Origin of the sequence: Microbacterium jepli, assembly GCF_047237905.1 — a bacterium.
Taxonomy (GTDB): domain Bacteria; phylum Actinomycetota; class Actinomycetes; order Actinomycetales; family Microbacteriaceae; genus Microbacterium.
Map to the genome: position 1 here is coordinate 60,199 of NZ_JBDFLW010000005.1, position 21,178 is coordinate 81,376.

A 21,178-nucleotide genomic window follows, 5' to 3' on the forward strand; every position below is an offset into this window, starting at 1 on the left:
CCATCGCGCTCGACATCGCGCTCAGCAGAGGCGATCGGGGCCCGCCCACCCGCCGACGTACGCCTCGACGTCGGGGTCGTCGCGCAGCACGGGGGCGTCGTCGAGGATCAGGCGGCCGGTGCGGAAACCGCGGTCGTCGCCCCAGCGGTCGCGCCGCGCCCGTGCGCGCCGGGAGACGGCCACGCCGAGCACGGCGCCGTCGGGGGAGACCAGCTCGACCGACCCGTCCTCGTCGGTGCCGAGCGCCGCGACGCGGTCCCGCAGACGGTCCCAGGAGAGCAGCACCGGTCGCGGCAGGGTCAGCGTCACGCGGGCGTCGCCCGGCGCCGCCTCGCCGCTCAACAGGTCGTGCACACGGGGGTCGTCGCGCAGCGCGGGCACGTCGGGCAGGCGGTCGACGAGGATCGTGGCGGTCGGCACCGCTGTCAGCAGGGCGTCGACGCAGACGAAGGCGGCGGCATCCGTCGGCTCTCCCCGGAGGTGCACGAGCAGGTCGGGCTGCGCGGGCAGGAGACCCGCGCCGCGGGATCCGGTGACCGGGATCGCCGTGGCCAGCCGCAGCGTCTGGCGGTTCGCGGCGGCGCGGGAGGCCGCGTCGGGGCGGCCGGCCCAGTCGGGGCCGTCGTGCCAGGCGACCGCGTCGGGAACGTGGGCGAACACGGCGCCGGCCTGCCAGGCGCGGTGCGCCCACTCCCAGTCCTCGCCGCCGTACGCGGTGAAGGACTCGTCGAACCCGCCGAGCTCGTCGAAGAGCGCACGGGTGCACGCGATGACCGCACCGATGACGAACCGGTACGAGCGGTCGTCGCTGCGGAGGAGGTCGCCGCTGCGCCGGTAGGCGTCTGCCAGCCACTCCGGCTCGGGCAGGGCAGCCCCAGGTCCCGCCTCCTCGATCGGGGCGTCCGCCGGCGTGTCCCGCAGGTCGGCATGGCGGCGTCGCCCCACGGTGACCGCCTCGGGCAGCAGGGCGGGCAGGCGGGTGAGGGCGCGCACGTAGCCGGGCTCGGGCGCCGTGTCGGCGTCGAGGAAGCACAGCACGCTGCCGGTCGCGGAGCGGGCGCCGAGGTTGCGGACGGCCGACAGGCGGAACCCGAGGTCGTCCTGGCGGACGAGAGCGATGCCCTCGGGCACGAGCGGGGCGATCGTCGAGCCGTCGTCGGCGACGATCACCTCGAGCAGATCGCGCGGGTAGTCCTGCCGCGCCAGGGCGAGGAGCGTGCGGGCGAGCTCCGCAGGCTGCTCGTAGTGCGCGACGATGACGCTCACCCGCGGGAGCGGATCGGGCGCGCGGCCGTCGAGGAGGTCCCAGCGGTTGCCGGGCACCCGGTCGCCCGTCGTCCGGCCGGTCACGGCATCCCCTCGTCCCACCAGCGCAGGTACGCGGCGGCGACATCGGCAAGCCCGCCGGGCACCTCCGTCAGCCCGTGCCAGGTGGATGACGGATCGGATGCCGCGGCCTGCACCGCCGCGGTCAGCTCGTCCTCCTCGACCACCGTGAGGGCTCCCGGCCGCAGCGCCGCCATCTCCCGCACGTACCGGTTCGCCACGGAGATCGGCCGTCGGCCGTAGCCGATCCACGACGCGAGCGACCCCGACGCCGAGACGTGACGATGGGCGACGACCGGCACGCCCACCGATCGGCACCGCTCCGCCATCGCCGCGTCGTCGAGCCATCCCGTCACCGAGACCGCGACGCCGGCGTCGCGCCCTCGGGCGACGAAGGCCGCGAGATCCTCGGCGTGGCCGTCGGACGCGCGGCCCAGGACGATCAGTGCGTGCAGTCCGGCCGCGCGAGCCGCCGCGAGCGCTTCATCGTGGCCCTTGCCCGGATAGAAGTAGCCGAGGACCCCGACATCCGGAGTGCTGACGGCCTCGGCGGGCGGCCGGGCCGCGGCATCCGCCATCAGATCCACCGGCAGGGGGATGACAGCGGTCGCACCAATCCACACGCCCTCCTCGGCCAGCAGCAGTCGCTCGTGCTCGCTGTTGACGACGATGCCGCGCGCCGCCTGCGCAACGGCTCGATAGGCCGCGCCCCGCCGGGGACGGTTGCGTTCGCCGTCTGACGCCTGCGGGACGTCGTGCAGCGTGACGGAGACCGGATGCCGCGCCGCGAGCTCCAGAAAGGCCGTCGCCGCCTCCTCAGGATTCCCGCCCCACAGGCGGTCGGTGAAGTGGACGTGCACCGGGACACCCGCGGGAAGGCCCTCCGCCGCGGAGAACGGGGCGGTAGGGACGGCCGCCGAGCGCGTCACGGCGGCGGCCACCTCTCGCTCGTACACCGCCACCCCGTGCGGTCCGTCGCGGAGCAGAAGCACCGGCGGCGCGCTCCGCGCGGCCGTCACGCCCATCTCGCCAGCAGCGGAGCGAGCCGCCGCGTCGCGGCCTCGACGAAGGCGGGGTGTTCGGCGTACCAGGAGAGATGCGCCTCGCGCACCTGCGCGGCGGGCAGCGGGTCACCGTGCACGAGCCAGTCGGGGTGAGGCGCAGCATCCGATCCCCACGCTTCGATCGCCCAGTCCTCACGGGGTGCGCGCACCGACGACAGGATGGGCCGACCGGGGTCGGTCGCTTCCGTTCCGCGCCCGAGTGCGCGCAGGATGCGCTCGCCCACGGGGAGGAAGACGGCGTTCCCAGGGTGGTTGATCGTGCGCATCTGCGCGAATCGCGGCGAGGCGAAGAGGTCGGACACGCGTATGTCCGTGTGTTGCTCGCGACGCGCGAGTTCCCCGACGGACTCATCGGCGATCGCGCGGATGTCCTCGCGGGCGAGGCGGTGACGGACGGGGGTTCCGGCGGCCTCCGCGAGCAGCCGGACATCGTGGTAGCCGACGAGGGGCGGCTCGTACTCGAGATCGTGCATGCGGATGGCGACCTGGAAGGGGTGAAGGCCGGCGAAGCGGATGACGGGGACCACGACGGTCGGCGCTCCCGCCGGCAGGGACGCCCGCAGTTGTGCGGTGCCCAAGGGGAGGTCGTGGTAGTCGTCGCGGATGGGCTGGCTGACCAGGAACGACGCCCCGCGGAGGAGATCGTGCAGGTCGCGGGCGTCGTCGGCGGTCATCTCGTGCACCGCCCGGGTGCGGATCGTCGGCGTCTCGGGCGAGTCGATCACGAGCCGCACCGATTCGGCCTGGCAGTTGCCCACGACGACGCCGTATCCCGACGGCGGCCGCACTGCTAGCACCGGAGCATCACGCGCCGCAACCCTCCCGGCGTCCGCTGCGTGCTGTTCATGATGAGAACCGTAATACTTCGGTCTCGTCGAACCCTCACCGCCTGTGTTGCGTTGCGGACGCCCAGCCGATGCGGTACACGCACTCGCCGGCGTCCGAACGTTTGCAGGAGGAAGAGATAGACGCGCTCGCCAGCAGGACTCTCACGGTCGCGGCCGTTCCCGCCGCCCACCCGTACTCGCGTGCGGTCGCGGACGTGGCGCACGTCCGCGTGATCGACGACCCCCGCCCGCCCGGCGCCCCCGCCGGGCAGTGGTGGCCGCCGCAGGTGCTCACCTCCGGCTGGCTGCAGGCGCACGCGCGCGACCTCGACCTCGTGCACGTGCACTTCGGTCTCGAGTCCTTCACGCCGGCCGAGCTCGCGCAGGCTCTGGCGGCGCTGCGCGCCGCCGGCCGCCCCGTCGTCTTCACCGTGCACGACCTCGAGAACCCGCAGCTCGGCGACCAGGCGGCCTACCTCCTGCTCCTCGATGAGCTGGTGCCGGTGGCGGACGAACTCATCACCCTCACGGACGGTGCCGCCCACGAGATCGCGGCGCGCTGGGGTCGTCGCGCGAGGGTGATCCCCCATCCCTCCCTCCTCGAGGACGATGCCCCGCGCCCCACGGGGACGCCCGCATCCGTCCGCCGCGTCGGCGTGCACCTGCGCGACCTGCGTCCGAACATCGACGGCCTCGGCACGGTGCAGACGCTCGCCGCCGCCGTCGCGGTCCTGCGCGCGCGTGGCACCGAGGTCGAAGGAGTCGTCCGGCTGAACGAGCGCGTCCGCGACGAGGCGCAGGCCGCGGCCATCGCGGACCTCATGGCGGAGGCCCCGGGCGCGGTCCTCGAACGCGAGCCGAGGCTCGACGACGACGCGCTGGCCGACTGGCTGGCCGACCTGGACGTCTGCTTGCTCCCCTATCGCCACGGCACGCACTCGGGCTGGGTGGAGCTGTGCTTCGACCTGGCCGTGACGGTCGCCGGCCCTCCCGTCGGCCACGCCGGGTCGCAGCATCCCGACGACTTCCACCCCTTCGCGATCGGCGACGCCGACTCGCTCGCGACGGCGATCTCCCGTGCGGCCGCGGCCGGCAGCAGTCCGGGCTCCGCCGAGCGCGAGCGTGAGGTGCGCGCTCGGGCCGCCGAGCGCGCCGCGGAGCGCGTCCGCGTCCGCGAGGCCCACCTCGCGGTCTACGCGCGTGCCCTGGGGGTGGCGGCATGAGGGCCCTGGAGACCCTGCGCATCCTCGTCATCGCTCCCGCGCGGCACGCCGTGCGCCAACCTCACGCCGGCGGCCTCGAGGCGGCGGTGTGGGACCGCGTGCGCTGGCTCCGCAGCCGCGGGCACGAGGTCACCCTGGCCGCCGCGGCGGGATCCGACTACCTGGGCCCGTCGAGCGCCTTCATCCTTCCCTCACCGACGTGGGACGACCCCGCCTCCTCCTCCGACACCGACTATCCCGACGGCTATCCGCTCGCGCTCGAGCGCGCCATGGACCGCCTGCTGCGGGTCGTGGGCTCGGCGTCCCGTCCGTTCGACGTGGTCGACAACCACAGCCTCGACCCTGCGCCGATCCTCTGGAGCCGTGATGCCGGGGTGCCGGTCGTGACCACGCTGCACACGCCGCCGCTGCCCGGCATGGTGGCAGCAGGCCGAGCCGTCCACGATGCGCCGCACCGGTTCGTCGCCGTCAGCGGGCACACCGCGCGGGCCTGGTCGGCGGAGGGCATCGACGCGTTCGTCTTCCCCAACGGCGTCGACACCGATCGCTGGTCACGCGGTCGGGGCGGAGCATCCTGGGTGTGGTTCGGGAGGATCGTGCCCGAGAAGGCGCCGCATCTGGCGATGGATGCTGCGCGTCGGGCCGGTGCGCACATCGTGCTCGCCGGGCGGGTCGGTGACGTCGCCTACTTCGATCGCGAGATCGCACCCCGTCTGGGCGGGGGAGCGCAGTACCTCGGCCCTCTCCGCCAGCCGGAGCTGTGCGCGCTCGTCGGCGGCTCCGCCGTCGCCCTCGTGACCCCGGTGTGGGAGGAGCCGTTCGGGCTCGTCGGCGCCGAGGCGCTCTCGACCGGAACCCCGGTGGTCGCCTTCGCCGAGGGCGGGGTGCCCGAGGTGCTGCACGGCCTGCCCGGCACCGCCGTCGTGCCGCCGGGCGACGTGGACGCCCTCGCGCTCGCCGCGTCGGAGCTCGCCCTGCTCGGCACCGACCCGCCGTCGCGGCGGCAGGTGCGCAGGGCCGCGGTGCGCCGGCACGCGCTGTCGCGCCGCCACCGCGACGTCGAGCGGGTTCTCGCCTTCACCGCGAAGGCGCCGGTGCCCCAGATCGTGCCGGAGTCGGCGCCCGCCCTGGCGGCGCTCGACCTGCGCGCGACCGGTCTGTGACGGCGGCATGATCGGCTGGTACGTCCACCACCATGGATCCGGGCACGCGACGCGGTTCCTCGCCGTCCGGCCGCACCTCCTCGACGCGGTCACGGTGTTCTCCTCCCTCGCACCGCCGGCCGACCTGCCCGCCGACACGGAGTGGGTGCGCCTGCCCGCCGACGACGACCCGATCGTGCGCCGCGACGGGAGTGAGCTGGCGCCGCAGGCCGCCGACCCCACGGCGGGCGGGGCGCTGCACTGGGCGCCGCTCGGCCACCGCGGGCACCGCTCCCGGCTGGCCGTCATCGCCGCCGCGATCGAGGCCCGCGACATCGACGTGATGGTCGTCGACGTCAGCGCCGAGGTCGCCGCCCTCGCGCGGCTGCTCGGCACGCCGACGGTGGTCGTGACGCAGCCGGGGGAGCGCACCGATCCGCCGCACCTCCTCGCCTACAGGCTGGCGACGCGCGTGCTCGCCCCCTGGGCGACGGGCCTGCACCCTGATCCGCCCGCGGCGACGACCGTGTTCACCGGCGGCATCTCGCGCTTCGGCGGGCGCGCGCCCGCCGAGCGCGAGGACCGCTCCGTCCTCCTCCTCGGGCGGGTCGCACCTGAGCCGGTCGTGGCGGCGACCGCCCGGCTGCTGGCCGCCGACGGCTGGACCTTCCGGTCCATCGGCGCGGGGACGGACGACCGTGTCGCGGATCCCTGGCCGCTGCTGAGCGGCAGCGCCGTCATCGTCAGCGCCGCGGGTCAGAACAGCGTCGCCGACCTCGCCGCGGCCGACGCGCGCGCGGTCGTCGTGCCGCAGGAGCGTCCCTTCGACGAGCAGCGTGCGACGGGAGAGGTTCTCCGGCGGCACGGCCTCGCCGTGGTCGCCGACCCCGATCCGGACGCCGAGACGCTCGTGAGCATGATCCACCAGGTGCGAGACCTCCGCCCCGACTGGACGAAGTGGGGCGTGAGCGGCGCCGCCGCGCGGGCGGCGGCCGTCATCGAGGGGACGCGCCGGTGAGCGGCGAGAACACCGCGCCCGTCGCCGCGCCCGGCCGCACGGCGGTCATCACGACCGCCTCCGCCGCGCGCCACGAGCACCTCGTACGGCAGCGCCGGTTCCTCGCGGAGGCGGTCGCCGGCGAGCCGGAGAGCGAGCGGATGCTGCGGGTCGAGGTCTGGCTCGACGCCGAGGAGCTCGACGCGACGACAGCCCAGGGACTGCCCGCGGACATCTCGCTGCACGTCCCGCCCGGCCCGGGCGGCCTCCGCGTCGCCGCGGGGCGCAACGCCGCCGCCCGCGCGGCCATCGACGCGGGGGCCGACCTGCTGGTCTTCCTCGACGTGGACTGCCTGCCCGGGCGGGAGCTGCTGCCGCGCTACCGCGATGCCGCGGCGCAGCATCCGGAGGCCATCCTGTCCGGCCCGGTCACCTACCTTGCGAGCGTGCAGCGCCCGGAGCTCATCGACGACCTGCCAGCGCTCCGGCGCCCGCACCGCGCGCGACCGGCGCCCGATCCCGGCGAGCTCGTCACCGCCCCCGACGCGCAGTACGACCTCTTCTGGTCGCTGTCCTTCGCGCTCACCGCCGACACGTGGCACCGCCTCGGCGGATTCGACGAGGCGTACGAGGGCTACGGCGCGGAGGACACCGACCTCGCCTGGACCGCGCGGAGCCGCGGCATCCCCCTCATCTGGGTCGGCGGCGCGGACGCGTTCCACCAGTGGCATCCGACGAGCAGCCCCCCATGGGCGCACCTCGACGCGATCCTGCGCAACGGCGCGGTGTTCGCCGACCGCTGGGGCACCTGGCCGATGGGCGGCTGGCTCGACGCGTTCGCCGCCGCCGGTGCCGTCGAGTACTCCGACGGCACCTGGCGACGCACGACGGACGGCCCCGCCCTCCGTCGCTAGGCTCGTCGCCGGAGAGGTGGATCATGTCCGAGGGCGACGAGAGCACGGCGGCGACGCCCCGGTCGCGACGGGAGCGCTTCGGACGCGCGGGCGCCCGACCGGCGGAGCTGGCGGGCCGCAAGGACGCCTTCGTGGCGTACCTGAAGGAGCGCGTCTACGCGACCTTCACCGGGCTGGCCATCATCCTGGCCGTCGACCTCGGCGACCACCCGGAGGCCGACCACGCCCTCGTCGCGCTGCTGCTCGGCGTGCTGGGCATCACGGTCGCCGGCTTCGTGTCCGACATCCTGTCCCACCTCGCGGTGCACCGCACGTTCCCCGACGGCACCGAGTTCGCCATAAGGCTGCGGGTCGCTGCGGGGTCGATCAGCACGATGGTGACCCCCGGCATCCTGCTCGCCCTTGCGCTGTTCGGCGTCCTCGAGATCGACACGGCGCTGCGCATCTGCCTCATCGTCTACATCGCCACGCTCGGCGTCATCGGCTGGCTCGCGGTGCGCCGGTCGCGGCTGACGTGGTGGCAGCAGCTCAGCGCGCTGGCGATGCTGATCGCGCTGGGGCTCGTCGTCGTCGGCCTGCAGACCCTGGCGCACTCCTATTGAGGAGCGGATGCCGCGGCATCCGATTCACAGCAGAACTTGAGCCTTCTCATGTCAAGTTGCCTTGACAGGTTCTCGGAGCCTTCGATAGCCTTGAGTCATTCCGGCTCAACCCTCTGGTTGCGGCCCGGACCACAACTTTCAACAAGGGAGAGAAAATGCCACGTGCTGTCGGAATCGACCTCGGTACGACCAACTCCGTCGTCAGCGTCCTGGAGGGCGGCGAGCCCAAGGTGATCGCGAACGCCGAGGGCTTCCGCACCACCCCGTCGGTGGTCGCGTTCACCAAGGACGGCGAGGTGCTCGTCGGTGAGACCGCGAAGCGCCAGGCCGTCACCAACGTCGACCGCACGGTCGCCAGCGTCAAGCGCCACATGGGCACCAACTGGACCTTCGACGTGGACGGCAAGAAGTACACGCCGCAGGAGGTCTCGGCCCGCATCCTCGGCAAGCTGAAGCACGACGCGGAGGAGTACCTCGGCGACACGGTCTCCGACGCCGTCATCACGGTCCCCGCCTACTTCAACGACGCCGAGCGTCAGGCCACGAAGGACGCGGGCGAGATCGCCGGCCTCAACGTGCTGCGCATCATCAACGAGCCCACTGCCGCGGCGCTGGCCTACGGCCTCGACAAGGGCAAGGAGGACGAGCTCATCCTCGTCTTCGACCTCGGTGGCGGAACGTTCGACGTCTCCCTCCTCGAGGTGGGCAAGGACGACGACTTCTCCACGATCCAGGTGCGCTCGACCGCCGGTGACAACCGCCTCGGCGGCGACGACTGGGACCAGCGCCTCGTCGACTACTTCATCAAGCAGTTCAAGGCCACGTCGGGCGTCGACGTCTCCGGTGACAAGATCGCCCTCCAGCGCCTTAAGGAGGCTGCCGAGCAGGCGAAGAAGGAGCTTTCGAGCTCCGCGTCCACGAGTGTGAACCTGCCCTACCTGTCGCTGACCGAGAGCGGCCCCGTGTCGCTCAGCGAGACGATCACGCGCGCGAAGTTCGAGGACCTGACCAAGGACCTCCTCGACCGCACGAAGAAGCCGTTCGCCGACGTCATCCGCGAAGCCGGCATCAAGGTCGAGGACATCGACCACATCGTGCTCGTCGGCGGATCGACCCGCATGCCCGCCGTGGCCGAGCTCGTCAAGCGCGAGACCGGCAAGGACGCCAACAAGGGCGTCAACCCGGATGAGGTCGTCGCCGTCGGCGCCGCCCTGCAGGCCGGTGTGCTGCGCGGCGAGCGCAAGGACGTGCTGCTCATCGACGTCACCCCCCTGAGCCTCGGCATCGAGACCAAGGGCGGCATCATGACCAAGCTCATCGAGCGCAACACGGCCATCCCGACCAAGCGCAGCGAGACCTTCACCACGGCCGACGACAACCAGCCGTCCGTGGCGATCCAGGTCTTCCAGGGCGAGCGCGACTTCACCCGCGACAACAAGCCGCTGGGAACGTTCGAGCTCACCGGCATCGCCCCGGCCCCCCGTGGCATCCCGCAGGTCGAGGTCACCTTCGACATCGACGCCAACGGCATCGTGCACGTGTCCGCGAAGGACAAGGGCACCGGCAAGGAGCAGTCGATGACCATCACCGGCGGCTCGTCGCTGCCGAAGGATGACATCGAGCGCATGGTGCGCGAGGCCGAGGAGCACGCGGCGGAGGACAAGAAGCGCCGCGAGTCCGCCGAGACCCGCAACCAGGCCGAGACGCTGTCCTACTCGATCGACAAGCTGATCAAGGACAACGACGACAAGCTGCCCGAGGACGTCAAGACCGAGGTGCAGGGCGACGTCGACGCGCTGAAGACGGCGCTCGCCGGCGATGACGACGACGCGGTGAAGACCGCGTTCGACAAGCTCAACGCCAGCCAGGGCAAGCTGGGCGAGGCGATCTACGCCTCCTCGCAGGCCCAGGGCGAGCAGGCCGACCCGAACGTCGGTCAGCCCGGGAACGGCGAGACGCCGAACCCCGAGGAGGACGTGATCGACGCCGAGGTCGTCGACGACGAGGACGAGAAGAAGTAGGACGACTCCCATGAGCAAGAAGGACCGCGACGCGCCGATCGGCGACGAGGGCCCTGATTCCGTGAACGGGCCGGCGGATGACTCCGCCGGCCCCGCCGCGGGTGGGGCTCAGGAGCCGCTGACGGTCGACGACATCCTGGGTGCCGAGCAGACGGGGGATGCTGCGGCCGCTGACGCCGCGGGCGCCTCCGGGTCGGGGGACGACAGTCTCCTGATCGACCTGAAGCGCCTGACCGCCGAGTACGCCAACTACCGCCGGCGCACCGAGGAGCAGCGGCAGATCGAGGTGGAGCGCGCCCAGGGGCGTGCGGCCACCGCGCTGCTGCCGGTGCTCGACGACCTCAGCCGTGCCGAGAAGCACGGCGACCTGACCGAGGGCTCGCCCTTCGCCGCCATCGCGGAGAAGGTGCGCGCCGTGGCCGAGAAGCTCGGCGTGGAGTCCTACGGCGCCGCGGGCGAGGTGTTCGACCCGCAGCAGCACGAGGCGATCTTCCAGGTGCCGACACCCGGAGCCACCGAGTCCACCGTCCTCGAGGTCGTGGAGACCGGGTACCGCCTGGGCTCCATCGAGCTGCGTCCGGCGAAGGTCGTCGTCGCCGTTCCTGCCGACTAACGCCTCAGAAGGAGACGCATGGCCAGTCAGGACTGGTTCGACAAGGACTTCTACAAGGTCCTCGGGGTGTCCAAGGACGTCAGCGAGGCCGACCTCAAGAAGACGTACCGCAAACTGGCGCGCAAGTATCACCCGGATTCCAATCAGGGGGATGCTGCGGCCGAGGCGACCTTCAAGGAGATCAGCGAGGCGTACGCCGTGCTGTCCGACACGGAGCAGCGGGCGGAGTACGACCAGATCCGGGCCATGGGCTCCGGGGCGCGCTTCCAGGCCGGCGGCCAGAACGGCGGCGGCTTCGAGGACGTGTTCAGCCGGTTCGGCCAGAGCCGCGGCAACCCCCGCGCGCAGACGGCCGAGGACTTCGACGACATCTTCTCGATGTTCAACCAGGGCGGGCGCTTCGGCTCCGGCGGCTTCGGCCAGACGAGCGGCGGCTTCCGCGGCTTCGGCGGTCCGACGCGCGGCGCCGACGTCACCGCGCGGACGACGATCGACTTCATCACCGCGACCAAGGGCGACACGATCTCGCTGCAGGGCGAGGACGGCAACCCGTTCAAGGTGAAGATCCCCGCCGGCGTCTCCGACGGGCAGAAGATCCGTCTGCGCGGCCGCGGCCGTCCGTCGCCGGACGGCGGTGAGACCGGCGACATCGTCGTGCAGATCGCCGTGCGGCCGCACCCGGTCTTCACACGTGACGGCCTGAATCTGCGAGTCGTCGTGCCGGTGTCGTTCACCGAGGCCGCGCTGGGCGCGACCATCGAGGTGCCGACGCTGGGCGGCGATCCCGTCAAGCTGCGCGTCGCCCCCGGCACCCCGTCGGGCCGCGTGCTGCGCGTGAAGGGCCGCGGCGTGCAGACGTCGAAGGGACTCGGCGACCTCCTCGCCGAGGTGCAGGTCGCCGTGCCGTCGCACTTGGACGACGAGGCGCGCGCCGCGCTCGAGAGGTTCCGCGAGCTCGAGCCGACCGAGAGTCCCCGCGCCGACCTGATGTCGAAGGCGCGCGGCTGAGCCGATGATGCGGGCAGGAGCGGGTGGCATGACCGACGACCTCGACGAGAACTCGCCGATTTTCGCGATCGCCGGGGCGGCCGAGCTCGCCGGGATGCACCCGCAGACGCTGCGCCAGTACGACCGGCTCGGCCTCGTGGTGCCGGCGCGCACGCAGGGCGGATCGCGCCGGTACTCCCTGCGCCACGTGCAGCAGCTGCGCGAGGTCGCCCGGTTGTCCGCCGATGGGATGAGCCTCCCCGCGATCGCGCGCGTGATCGAGCTCGAGGAGCAGGTGCACGCCCTCAGCCGTCGCGTCAGCGACCTCGAGCGGCAGCTTCAGATCGAGCGTGCCTCCCGCCCCGGCGCCCGCGTGTTCGCCGCCGGAAGCGTCGGCCCCGCCGTGCCGCTGCGGCACGGCGCCCGCGTGCGTCGAGCGACCGAGGTCGTGCTGTGGCGCCCGCGCCGCGAGCTCGACCCCGACGACGCCGAGGTCGAGGACTGACCGAAGCCCTCGCGGGCCCATGCGGCCCGCTCCGGCTTCGCCCCGCCCGTGTGACCCGCGTCGGCCGCGTGTCGCTGCGCGGCGCGCACCGGCCGTCGTTCCGGTTGCATGCCTCTGCGCGGCCTCTTCGACCCGCGAGACGTCGCAACACGCCGTGTCGCGCACCGATCGCGCGGCGTGTTGCGACTTCTCGCGGTGCTGATTCGGATGCCGCGGCGCGCGCCGTCGGCCCGTCAGGCTGCGCCGGAGTCTGGCCGTCGCCGGACGGGGGAGGACGGCGCCCATCACCGGGACTGGACAAGTGCACGTGATCGGGATCGTTGCGGCCGTCGTCGCGGTGGCGACCGGACTGAGTCTGCGCAACGCCCCGCCCCAGACCGAAGTCGACACCGCCGCCGAGGTGCGCGAGGGCGTTCGCTGAGCCGGACGGCGGGTCTGCGTCGGCGGGGTGGTGGTCGCGCCCGGCGACGGGCACACTGACCGCATGGCCGACTTCAGCGACATCGACGCCATCGCGCGCGACCTGCCCGACTCCGAAGACGGTGTCGAGGGACACCGCGGCGGACGCGCCTGGCGCGCGTCGAAGGGCATGTACGTGTGGGAGCGGCCGGCGTCGCAGACCGATCATGCGCAGCTGGCCGAGCTCGGACGCACCTGGCCCGACGGCACCGTGGTCGGCGTCCGCGTCGACGGCATGGAGGGCAAGGCCCAGGTGCTCGCCGCCTACGACGACGTCGCCTTCGACACCCCGCACTTCGCGGGCTATCCCGCCGTACTCGTGCGGCTCGACGACATCGACGTCGACCGGCTCCGCGAGCTGGTGGTGGACTCCTGGATGCTGCGCACCACCGCGGCGCGCCGGAAGGAGTGGGCCGCAGCATCCGGTCGGTGAGAAACCGACCGTGTGCGGTGAGGCGTCCGCTGAGGGCGTAGGCCGGGCGTTGGCGGTGTGTCCGGGGTTCGGTCTAGCCTGAATCCGCTCCCATCGACCGCCGTTCGCGGCATCCCGGTCTTCGTGGAGCCTCGACATCCATCGGAGACGCTCGTGCTCGCAAAACTCCTCATCCGCTATCTGTCCCGGTATCGCGCGCTGCTCGCCGGCGTTCTGCTGTTCCAGTTCGTCGCCGCCATCGCGTCGCTGTTCCTGCCCCGGCTGAACGCCGACATCATCGACAAGGGCGTCGCGACCGGCGACACGAACTTCATCTGGACGACCGGGTCGTTCATGCTCGCGATCTCGCTCGGGCAGATCATCGCCTCGGTCGTGGCCACCTACTTCGCCGCGCGCGCGGCGATGAGCGTCGGCCGCGACATCCGGCTCGACGTCTACGAGAAGGTGAGCGGGTTCTCCGAGCGCGAGGTCTCGAAGTTCGGCCCCGGGTCGCTGATCACGCGCAACACGAACGACGTCCAGCAGGTGCAGATGCTCGCCATGATGGGCGCCACCATGCTCGTCAGCGCTCCGCTGCTGGCCATCGGCGGCATCGTCATGGCGCTGCAGCAGGACGTCGGGCTCAGCTGGCTGATCGGCGTCGCCGTGCCGCTGCTCCTGATCATCGTCGCGCTCATCATCAGCCGGATGGTGCCGCTGTTCCGCAGCTTCCAGGTCAAGCTCGACGCCGTCAACCGCGTGCTGCGCGAGCAGCTCACGGGTGTCCGCGTGGTGCGCGCCTTCGTCCGTGAAGACATCGAGGAGGAGCGCTTCCGTGGCGCCAACACCGACATCATGGTCGTCGGGCGCAAGGTCGGATCTCTCTTCGTGCTGATGTTCCCCGTCGCCATGCTGGTGCTCAACGTCACGGTCGTGGGCGTCATCTGGTTCGGCGGCATCCAGGTCGACCAGGGCGGTGTCGAGATCGGCACGCTGTTCGCCTTCATGCAGTACGTGGGTCAGATCCTGATGGGCGTGCTCATGGCGACCTTCATGACGATCATGATCCCGCGCGCGGCCGTGTCGGCCGAGCGCATCGGCGAGGTGCTGGCCAGCGAGTCGACCCTCACGCGCCCCGAGAACCCGGTCAGCGTCTTCAGCGAGCCGGGCACCGTGCAGTTCGACAGCGTCGAGTTCACCTACCCGGGCGCCGAGTCCCCCGTCATCAAGGGCATCAGCTTCGGCGCGGCCCGCGGTGAGACGGTCGCCATCGTGGGCTCCACGGGCGCGGGCAAGACGACGCTCGTCTCCCTGCTGCCCCGGCTCTTCGACGTCACGGGCGGAGAGGTCCGCGTCGGCGGTGTCGATGTGCGCCAGGCCGATCTTGATCACCTGTGGAAGAGGATCGGCCTGGTGCCCCAGCGCCCCTTCCTGTTCAGCGGCACGATCGCATCGAACCTGCGGTTCGGGCGCGAGGACGCCACCGACGAGGAGCTGTGGGCGGCGCTGGAGATCGCCCAGGGCCGGGACTTCGTGGAGAAGATGGACAAGCAGCTCGACGCGGCGATCGCGCAGGGCGGCACGAACGTCTCCGGCGGACAGCGTCAGCGCCTGGCCATCGCCCGGGCCATCGTGCACCAGCCCGACATCCTGATCTTCGACGACTCGTTCTCGGCGCTCGACCTCACGACCGACGCCAGACTCCGGCAGGCGCTCTGGCGCGAACTGCCCGACACGACCAAGATCGTCGTCGCGCAGCGCGTGTCGACGATCACGGAGGCCGATCGCATCGTCGTGCTGGAGGACGGCCGCATGGTGGGACTCGGCACGCACGAGGAGCTGTTGAAGGACAGCGAGACCTACCGCGAGATCGTGCAGTCGCAGCTGGGGGTGGAGGCATGAGCGCCGCCGACGCACTGACCGAGGAGGAGCGCCTCGAGCTCGAGCTCGCCGAGCAGGCTCGGCAGACGTCGGGCGACTGGGACAGCGTCAAGCCCGGAAAGGCCGACAACTTCGGCAAGAGCTTCGGCCGTCTGGTCGGCCTGCTGAAGCCGCATGCCGCCGCCTTCGTGTTCGTCTCCATCCTCGGAGCGATCGGCGTCTTCCTCTCGGTCATCGCGCCGAAGGTGCTCGGCGAGGCGACGAACATCATCTTCGAGGGCGTCATCTCCCGCACCCTGGGCGACCAGTTCCCGGCCGGCACGTCGCAGGCCGACGTCGTCTCCGCACTCCAGTCGGCCGGCCAGGGCGACTTCGCGAACGTCGTCAGCGGCTTCAGCGACTTCCAGGTGGGTGCAGGCGTCGACTTCGACCGCCTGCGCATGGTGGTCGTGGCCGTTCTCGCGATCTACGTGGCGTCGGCGTTCCTCAGCTGGATCCAGGGCTACGTCATCAACGTGATCATGGTGCGCGCGATGTGGAGCCTGCGCGAGCAGGTCGAGGCGAAGATCAACCGCCTCCCGCTGGCCTACTTCGACAAGGTCCAGCGCGGCGAGCTCATCTCGCGTGTCACGAACGACATCGACAACATCACCCAGACGATGCAGCAGTCGCTGTCGTCGGTGGTGACCTCGGTGCTGACGGTCGTCGGCGTGCTCATCATGATGTTCTCGATCTCCTGGCAGCTCGCGATCGTCGCGCTCATCTCGCTCCCGCTGATGGCCGTCATCTTCGGCGTGATCGGACCGCAGTCGCAGAAGGCCTTCGGCATCCAGTGGCGCAAGGTCGGGCGCCTGAACGCCCGCGTCGAGGAGTCCTTCTCCGGACACGCCCTCGTCAAGGTCTTCGGCCGCGAGGAGGACTCGCGGAAGAAGTTCGAGGCCGAGAACGAGGAGCTCTACGAAGCGAGCTTCAAGGCGCAGTTCCTCTCCGGCATGATCATGCCGGGCATGATGTTCATCGGAAACCTCACCTACGTCGGCATCGCCGTCCTGGGTGCCCTGCAGGTCGCGAGCGGCACGCTCCGCCTCGGCGACGTGCAGGCCTTCATCCAGTACTCGCAGCAGTTCACCCAGCCGCTGTCGCAGCTGGGCGGCATGGCCGCGGTCGTGCAGTCCGGCACCGCATCGGCGGAGCGCGTCTTCGAGCTGCTCGACGCCGAGGAGCAGGAGCCGGATGCCGTGGATGCCCCGCATCCCGCGCACGGCGAGGGCGTCATCGAGTTCGAGAACGTCCGCTTCTCGTACACACCCGAGCGCCCGCTCATCACCGACCTGTCCTTCCGCGTCGAGCCCGGGCAGACCGTCGCCATCGTGGGCCCGACCGGCGCGGGCAAGACGACGCTGGTGAACCTCATCATGCGGTTCTACGAGCTCGACGGCGGTCGCATCCTGCTCGACGGGCAGGACATCGCCGAGCTCACCCGCGACGACGTGCGCTCGCGCACCGGCATGGTGCTGCAGGACCCGTGGCTGTTCGCCGGCACGATCCGCGACAACATCCGCTACGGCCGCGAGAGCGCGACCGATGAGGAGATCGTCGAGGCCGCCGTCGCCACCCGCGTCGACAAGTTCGTGCACTCCCTCCCGGAGGGCTACGACACCGTTCTCGACGAAGACGCGTCGAACGTCTCGGCGGGCGAGAAGCAGCTCATCACGATCGCGCGCGCGTTCGTGGCGCAGCCGTCGGTGCTGATCCTCGACGAGGCCACCTCGTCGGTCGACACCCGCACCGAGCTGCTGCTGCAGCACGCGATGGCGGCGCTCCGCGAGGGACGCACGTCGTTCGTCATCGCGCACCGTCTGTCCACCATCCGCGACGCCGACCTCATCCTCGTGATGGAGCACGGCGACATCGTGGAGAAGGGCTCGCACACCGAGCTCATCGCGGCGCAGGGTGCCTACTGGCGGCTCTACCAGTCGCAGTTCGAGCAGGCCGCGCACGACCTCGACACCGACGGCGCCGCGCCCGCGACGTCGCCTGCGTCCTCGCCCGACACGGCGACCGAGGCCGCGATCGCCGGCGCCACCGGTGTCGCACCGTCCGCGAACTGACACGAACAGAGGAGGGGCGGATGCTGCGGCATCCGCCCCTCGTCGTTTCGCCGGCCCGTCCACCCGCCCGTTGAGCGAGCGGAGCGAGTCGAAACGCCCGTCAGACGCGTGCGAGCCCGGGCGCCACCAGCACGACACCCGCGATCGCCGACACCGCCGCCGTGACGACCCATCCGCGCGTCATCAGCCACACCTGCAGCCGCTCGCGCCGCCCCGCGCGGATCACCGACACCACCACCAGGGCGAGCGACGCGACGACCGCGAACAGCCCCACGAGCACCAGCAGCGGACCGATGGGCCGGTCGGGGTCGGCGGCGATCGCGAGCCCGGCGGCGATCAGCAGCAGCAGATTCTTCGGATTCAGCGCCGACTGGAAGAAGCCGAGCGCGAAGCCCAGCCCGAACGTCGCATCGTCCGCGCCGCGGAGCCAGATAGGAAGCTCGGGCTCGTCGGCGTCCCGGGGCCGTGTCCACCACGCGCGCAGCGCAAGGAGCAGGAGCAGCGCGCCCGCGACGAGATGGAGGATGCCGCGGGCGGAGGCCGCAGCATCCCGATCGGTTGGGAGCACGACCGCGAAGAAGCCCACCACGGCCAGCACGATGACGACGCCGAGCGTCCAGCCGAAGAGGAATCCGCTGACGGCGCCTGGCGCGCGGCGACTCCGCAGCAACAGGACGAGGGCGACCAGCGCCATCGGGGTCAGCGCGACGCCGAGCGCCGACGGCAGCGCGAGGAGCTCGGTCACGCGGGATCGAGGCGCAGCACGGTGGCCGACTCGCCGACGGCGAGGTCATCGACGACCCGCAGGGTGCGCGCAAGGGCGTCGACGTCGCCGATCACGGTGCCGAAGCGCTCCCGGTCGGAGCACACAGCCGTCACGGTGACGAAGTGGGTGCCAGTGTCCCAGGTGTAGGTGGCGAACGGCGGGGTGCGCGGCTCCGACGGCAGCGGCATCGCGAGCTTCTCGCCCACGCCGAGGTAGGTTCCGCGGAAGTTCTCGGTGTCGTCGTACTCCATGGGCATCATCGCCCGCGCCGTGCGCAGCTGCGGCGTCGCGACCTGGAGCTGGGCGACAACGACGAGCAGGTCGGGGTCGGACTTCCACACCCAGGCGAGCACGCGGCCCGCCGCCCGGCGCATGAGGAACGGCGCCGCCTGGCTCATCGCCCAGGCCGCCACGCCCCCACCCGGACGCCCCTCGGCCCCGACGGCGAGGCCGGCCTGACCCAGCAGCATCCGGATCGCCTTCTTGCGGTGACGACGCCCGCGCAGGCCGAGGGAGTCGGTGACCGGAACCCACCGGCCCGGATCGGCGTCGGCCTGGAGTCGGGGCATGCCACCAGCGTACGGGGCGGTCGCAGGGAGGCGGATGGATGCCGCGACGGCCCGTCCACCGGGGACCACCGGAGCCCTCGGGTAGAGTCGGGGTGCGAATGCAGCACCTCGTGCGACCCCGTTCCCGCCGCAGAGATAGGCATCAGCAGCCCGTGAGCACCCCCGCGACGCCCGCCCCCGACGCGCGACCCGCCGACGACCGTCGGCCCCTGCGCGTCCTGATCGGCGCCGACACCTTCCTGCCCCACGTCAACGGCGCGGCCCGCTTCGCCGAGCGCCTCGCCGCGGGCCTGGTCGCCCGCGGCCACGACGTGCACGTGATGGCCCCGAGCGACGGTCACCGCAACCACGGCCGCTTCACCGAGGTCATCGAGGGGCAGCCGATGACCATGCACCGACTCCCGTCGTACCGGTACGCCCCGCACGACTGGCTCACGTTCGTGTGGCCGTGGCGGGTCAAGCACTACGCGCGCCGGATCCTCGACGACATCAAGCCCGACGTCGTGCACATCCAGTCGCACATCGTGATCGGCCGAGGACTGGCCCGTGAGGCGCACAAGCGCGGCATCCCCATCATCGCGACGAACCACGTGATGGCCGAGAACATCGTCGACTTCACCACCCTTCCGCCCGTGCTCGACAAGATCGTCGTCAAGCTCGCCTGGGACGACGCGAAGCGCACCTTCGACCTCACCCGCGCCGTGACGACGCCCACGCGCAAGGCCGCCGACTTCCTGGAGCGCACCGTCGACATCCACGGCGTGATCCCGATCAGCTGCGGCATCGACGCGACGAACTACACGCCCGACCTCACGCCGCGCGACGCGAACCGCATCGTGTTCGTCGGCCGCCTCACCACCGAGAAGCACATCGAGCTCGTGCTGCGGGCGATGGCGCGGCTCGATCCCGCGCTCGACACGACGTTCGACATCGTCGGCGGCGGCGATCAGCGCAAGAACCTCGAGCAGCTCACGCACCAGCTCGGCCTCGACGACCGCGTGACCTTCCACGGGCGCACCTCCGAAGACGACCTCCGCGCGCTCCTCTCCCGCGCGAGCGTCTTCGCCATCGCCTCGATCGCCGAGCTGCAGTCCATCGCGACCATGGAGGCGATGGCCTCCGGGCTCCCGATCGTCGCGGCCGACGCGGTCGCCCTCCCGCACCTCGTGCAGCACGGTGAGAACGGCTACCTGTTCGAGCCGGGCAACGTCGAGGAGCTCACGGCCCGTCTCACCGACGTGCTGACGGCGAGCCCCGAGGAGCGGCTCCGCATGCAGCAGGCCTCCCTCGACGGCGTCGTCATCCACGACATCAACCGCACGCTCGACACCTTCGAGGCGCTCTACCGCGACGAACCGCTGCCGGGCTGACGATGCACGTCGTCATGTTCGGCGACCAGCACGTCGAGACCTCGGGCGGCGCGCAGGTCTCGATGCGTCTGCAGCGTCGGTTCCTCGAGAAGGCCGGGCACACGGTCACCATCGTCGCGCCCGCGCTGCACGGCGCGCGGGCGCGACAGACGGATCCGGATGCCGCGTACCTCGACATCCCGTCGATGCCCATCACCCTCGACCGCGAGTACGCCTTCGTCTGGCCCGGCTCCCGCGCGGACCGCGTGATCGACGACCGGATGTCGCGGCGACCGCCGGTCGACATCGTGCACGTGCAGGCGGACTTCTGGGGGGCGTTCCTCGGCCACCGCTTCGCCCGCCGCCACGGCCTGCCGGTGGTGCACACGATGCACAACCGCGTCGACGTGGGGATCGAGGCGACCGCGCCCTTCCCCGGGCTCGTGCTCCGCGTGCTCAACGCCTGGCAGCGCCGGGCGCTCGGCGGCGCCCGCGGGCAGACCGACCGCGGGCGGGCCGGTGGCCGGCGAGCCGGTGGTGGCGCTCCGGCCGGTCGCGACGGCTGGGCGTTCCTCCGCACCTTCGCGAGGCGGTCGCAGGCCGTCACCACCCCCTCCGCCCATTTCGCCCGGCGGCTGGAGGGTCACGGCGCCGTGCCCGGCGGAACCGTCGGGGGGCGGGTCGACGTGGTCTGGAACGGCATCGACGACGACCTCCTCGACGAGGTGCTGCGCAGCACGCCCGACGAGCGCGCGCCGGGCCGGCCGCGCTTCGTCTGGGTGGGCCGGATGAGCCCCGAGAAGCGCCTGCTGCCCTTCCTCGAGGCCGTCGCGGCGTCGGGCGTCGACGCCGACGTCGAGGTGATCGGCGGCGGGGGACAGCTCTCCGCGGCGCGGCGACTCGTCGCGCGGACGCGGGGTGCAGCATCCGTCCGCTTCTCGGGCCGGCTGCCCTACGCCGAGACGCTCCGGCGCATCCGCGCGGCCGACGCGGTCGTGCAGACGTCGATCGGCTTCGAGACGCAGGGCATGACCATCTTCGAGGCGGCCGCGCTCGGCACCCCGGCCGTCGTGAGCGACCCCGACCTCGCCGGAGAGCTCGGCACCGGCTTCTGGGCGGTGGGCGGGGACGTGGATGCTGCGCCGTCCGCTTCCGACGCCTCGATCGGCGCGCTCGCCGCCACCGTGCGCGCAGCCGCCGCAGACATCTCCGCGGGTAACGCCGTGCAGCCGTCCGCGCGCTTGCGCGAGGAGTTCCGACAGTCCTCGCGCACGGCCTCGATGATCGACGTGTACCGCCGAGTGCTCGGCGCGGCCTGAGCCGGCCGGCTGACCGAGGACCCCATCGGGGCTCCGGCCGCGACGAGCGGACTCGGCCGAACGGAGGCTGATCGGGTGGTCACGCCGAGAT

General features: G+C 72.0%; 19 protein-coding genes. 14 read left to right on the plus strand and 5 right to left on the minus strand.

Translation table 11 applies throughout. The annotated features are described in order from the left end of the window. Positions 1–21 precede the first annotated feature (21 nt). Genes ABC304_RS04580 through ABC304_RS04590 form a run of 3 tightly spaced genes read right to left on the minus strand, consistent with a single transcriptional unit; the run spans position 22 to position 3,178 of the window. Positions 22–1,350, minus strand: coding sequence for a glycosyltransferase (locus ABC304_RS04580; protein WP_412929160.1), 1,329 nt, complete (start codon positions 1,348–1,350; stop codon positions 22–24). After that, positions 1,347–2,345, minus strand: a complete 999-nt coding sequence (locus ABC304_RS04585; RefSeq protein ID WP_412929161.1) for a glycosyltransferase family protein — start codon at positions 2,343–2,345, stop codon at positions 1,347–1,349. Before ABC304_RS04585 ends, ABC304_RS04580 begins: the two co-directional genes overlap by 4 nt. Further along, complete coding sequence (locus ABC304_RS04590; protein ID WP_412929163.1) at positions 2,342–3,178, minus strand: WcbI family polysaccharide biosynthesis putative acetyltransferase; 837 nt, start codon at positions 3,176–3,178, stop codon at positions 2,342–2,344. Before ABC304_RS04590 ends, ABC304_RS04585 begins: the two co-directional genes overlap by 4 nt. Positions 3,179–3,306: 128 nt before the next feature. Between ABC304_RS04590 and ABC304_RS04595 the strand changes: the two genes are divergently transcribed. The 12 genes from ABC304_RS04595 to ABC304_RS04650 all read left to right on the plus strand — a co-directional run bounded on the left by ABC304_RS04595 (position 3,307) and on the right by ABC304_RS04650 (position 17,084). Then, entirely contained in the window at positions 3,307–4,440 is a 1,134-nt protein-coding gene (locus ABC304_RS04595; protein ID WP_412929164.1) for a glycosyltransferase, read from the plus strand. After that, a complete protein-coding gene (locus ABC304_RS04600) occupies positions 4,437–5,603 on the plus strand; it encodes a glycosyltransferase (protein WP_412929165.1) in 1,167 nt (388 codons plus the stop codon). Before ABC304_RS04595 ends, ABC304_RS04600 begins: the two co-directional genes overlap by 4 nt. 7 nt (positions 5,604–5,610) lie before the next feature. After that, positions 5,611–6,600 (plus strand): hypothetical protein, encoded by a 990-nt coding sequence (locus ABC304_RS04605; RefSeq protein ID WP_412929167.1) that lies wholly within the window; start codon positions 5,611–5,613, stop codon positions 6,598–6,600. Then, on the plus strand, positions 6,597–7,493 hold the full coding sequence (locus tag ABC304_RS04610; RefSeq protein WP_412929170.1) for a galactosyltransferase-related protein: 897 nt from the start codon (positions 6,597–6,599) through the stop codon (positions 7,491–7,493). Before ABC304_RS04605 ends, ABC304_RS04610 begins: the two co-directional genes overlap by 4 nt. 23 nt (positions 7,494–7,516) lie before the next feature. Then, complete coding sequence (locus ABC304_RS04615) at positions 7,517–8,095, plus strand: hypothetical protein (RefSeq protein ID WP_412929172.1); 579 nt, start codon at positions 7,517–7,519, stop codon at positions 8,093–8,095. 155 nt (positions 8,096–8,250) lie between these two features. Beyond that, a complete protein-coding gene (gene dnaK, locus ABC304_RS04620; RefSeq protein WP_412929173.1) occupies positions 8,251–10,116 on the plus strand; it encodes a molecular chaperone DnaK in 1,866 nt (621 codons plus the stop codon). A gap of 10 nt (positions 10,117–10,126) precedes the next feature. Next, on the plus strand, positions 10,127–10,729 hold the full coding sequence (locus ABC304_RS04625) for a nucleotide exchange factor GrpE (protein WP_412929174.1): 603 nt from the start codon (positions 10,127–10,129) through the stop codon (positions 10,727–10,729). 18 nt (positions 10,730–10,747) lie between these two features. Next, complete coding sequence (locus ABC304_RS04630; RefSeq protein WP_412929175.1) at positions 10,748–11,737, plus strand: DnaJ C-terminal domain-containing protein; 990 nt, start codon at positions 10,748–10,750, stop codon at positions 11,735–11,737. A gap of 28 nt (positions 11,738–11,765) precedes the next feature. Then, positions 11,766–12,221 (plus strand): heat shock protein transcriptional repressor HspR, encoded by a 456-nt coding sequence (locus ABC304_RS04635; RefSeq protein ID WP_412929176.1) that lies wholly within the window; start codon positions 11,766–11,768, stop codon positions 12,219–12,221. 484 nt (positions 12,222–12,705) lie between these two features. Then, on the plus strand, positions 12,706–13,113 hold the full coding sequence (locus tag ABC304_RS04640; protein ID WP_412929177.1) for a hypothetical protein: 408 nt from the start codon (positions 12,706–12,708) through the stop codon (positions 13,111–13,113). 153 nt (positions 13,114–13,266) lie between these two features. Then, a complete protein-coding gene (locus ABC304_RS04645; RefSeq protein ID WP_412929179.1) occupies positions 13,267–14,994 on the plus strand; it encodes an ABC transporter ATP-binding protein in 1,728 nt (575 codons plus the stop codon). Next, positions 14,991–17,084 carry an ABC transporter ATP-binding protein gene (locus tag ABC304_RS04650; RefSeq protein ID WP_412929180.1) on the plus strand — a complete coding sequence of 698 codons (2,094 nt, stop codon included), beginning with the start codon at positions 14,991–14,993 and terminating at the stop codon, positions 17,082–17,084. The genes ABC304_RS04645 and ABC304_RS04650 overlap by 4 nt, the downstream gene beginning before the upstream one ends. Positions 17,085–17,184: 100 nt before the next feature. Here the strand turns inward: ABC304_RS04650 and ABC304_RS04655 are convergent, their stop codons facing one another. Both ABC304_RS04655 and ABC304_RS04660 read right to left on the minus strand, forming a co-directional pair. Next, positions 17,185–17,829, minus strand: coding sequence for a GAP family protein (locus tag ABC304_RS04655; protein WP_412929182.1), 645 nt, complete (start codon positions 17,827–17,829; stop codon positions 17,185–17,187). Beyond that, on the minus strand, positions 17,826–18,419 hold the full coding sequence (locus ABC304_RS04660) for a hypothetical protein (RefSeq protein ID WP_412929184.1): 594 nt from the start codon (positions 18,417–18,419) through the stop codon (positions 17,826–17,828). Before ABC304_RS04660 ends, ABC304_RS04655 begins: the two co-directional genes overlap by 4 nt. A gap of 152 nt (positions 18,420–18,571) precedes the next feature. Here ABC304_RS04660 and ABC304_RS04665 point away from each other — a divergent pair, with 152 nt between their 5' ends. Both ABC304_RS04665 and ABC304_RS04670 read left to right on the plus strand, forming a co-directional pair. Next, positions 18,572–19,789, plus strand: coding sequence for a glycosyltransferase (locus tag ABC304_RS04665; protein WP_412929185.1), 1,218 nt, complete (start codon positions 18,572–18,574; stop codon positions 19,787–19,789). A 14-nt stretch (positions 19,790–19,803) separates the two neighbouring features. Further along, on the plus strand, positions 19,804–21,087 hold the full coding sequence (locus ABC304_RS04670; RefSeq protein WP_412929186.1) for a glycosyltransferase: 1,284 nt from the start codon (positions 19,804–19,806) through the stop codon (positions 21,085–21,087). Positions 21,088–21,178 lie beyond the last annotated feature (91 nt).

What these genes read in the sequence shown, in the direction of transcription:
- ABC304_RS04615 (WP_412929172.1), top strand. Translation starts at nt 7,517, where the DNA reads ATGTCCGAGGGCGACGAGAGCACGGCGGCGACGCCCCGGTCGCGACGG.
- ABC304_RS04635 (WP_412929176.1), top strand. Translation starts at nt 11,766, where the DNA reads ATGACCGACGACCTCGACGAGAACTCGCCGATTTTCGCGATCGCCGGG.
- ABC304_RS04640 (WP_412929177.1), top strand. Translation starts at nt 12,706, where the DNA reads ATGGCCGACTTCAGCGACATCGACGCCATCGCGCGCGACCTGCCCGAC.
- ABC304_RS04630 (WP_412929175.1), top strand. Translation starts at nt 10,748, where the DNA reads ATGGCCAGTCAGGACTGGTTCGACAAGGACTTCTACAAGGTCCTCGGG.
- ABC304_RS04600 (WP_412929165.1), top strand. Translation starts at nt 4,437, where the DNA reads ATGAGGGCCCTGGAGACCCTGCGCATCCTCGTCATCGCTCCCGCGCGG.
- dnaK (WP_412929173.1), top strand. Translation starts at nt 8,251, where the DNA reads ATGCCACGTGCTGTCGGAATCGACCTCGGTACGACCAACTCCGTCGTC.
- ABC304_RS04595 (WP_412929164.1), top strand. Translation starts at nt 3,307, where the DNA reads ATGCGGTACACGCACTCGCCGGCGTCCGAACGTTTGCAGGAGGAAGAG.
- ABC304_RS04605 (WP_412929167.1), top strand. Translation starts at nt 5,611, where the DNA reads ATGATCGGCTGGTACGTCCACCACCATGGATCCGGGCACGCGACGCGG.
- ABC304_RS04625 (WP_412929174.1), top strand. Translation starts at nt 10,127, where the DNA reads ATGAGCAAGAAGGACCGCGACGCGCCGATCGGCGACGAGGGCCCTGAT.
- ABC304_RS04660 (WP_412929184.1), bottom strand. Translation starts at nt 18,419, where the DNA reads ATGCCCCGACTCCAGGCCGACGCCGATCCGGGCCGGTGGGTTCCGGTC.
- ABC304_RS04670 (WP_412929186.1), top strand. Translation starts at nt 19,804, where the DNA reads ATGTTCGGCGACCAGCACGTCGAGACCTCGGGCGGCGCGCAGGTCTCG.
- ABC304_RS04650 (WP_412929180.1), top strand. Translation starts at nt 14,991, where the DNA reads ATGAGCGCCGCCGACGCACTGACCGAGGAGGAGCGCCTCGAGCTCGAG.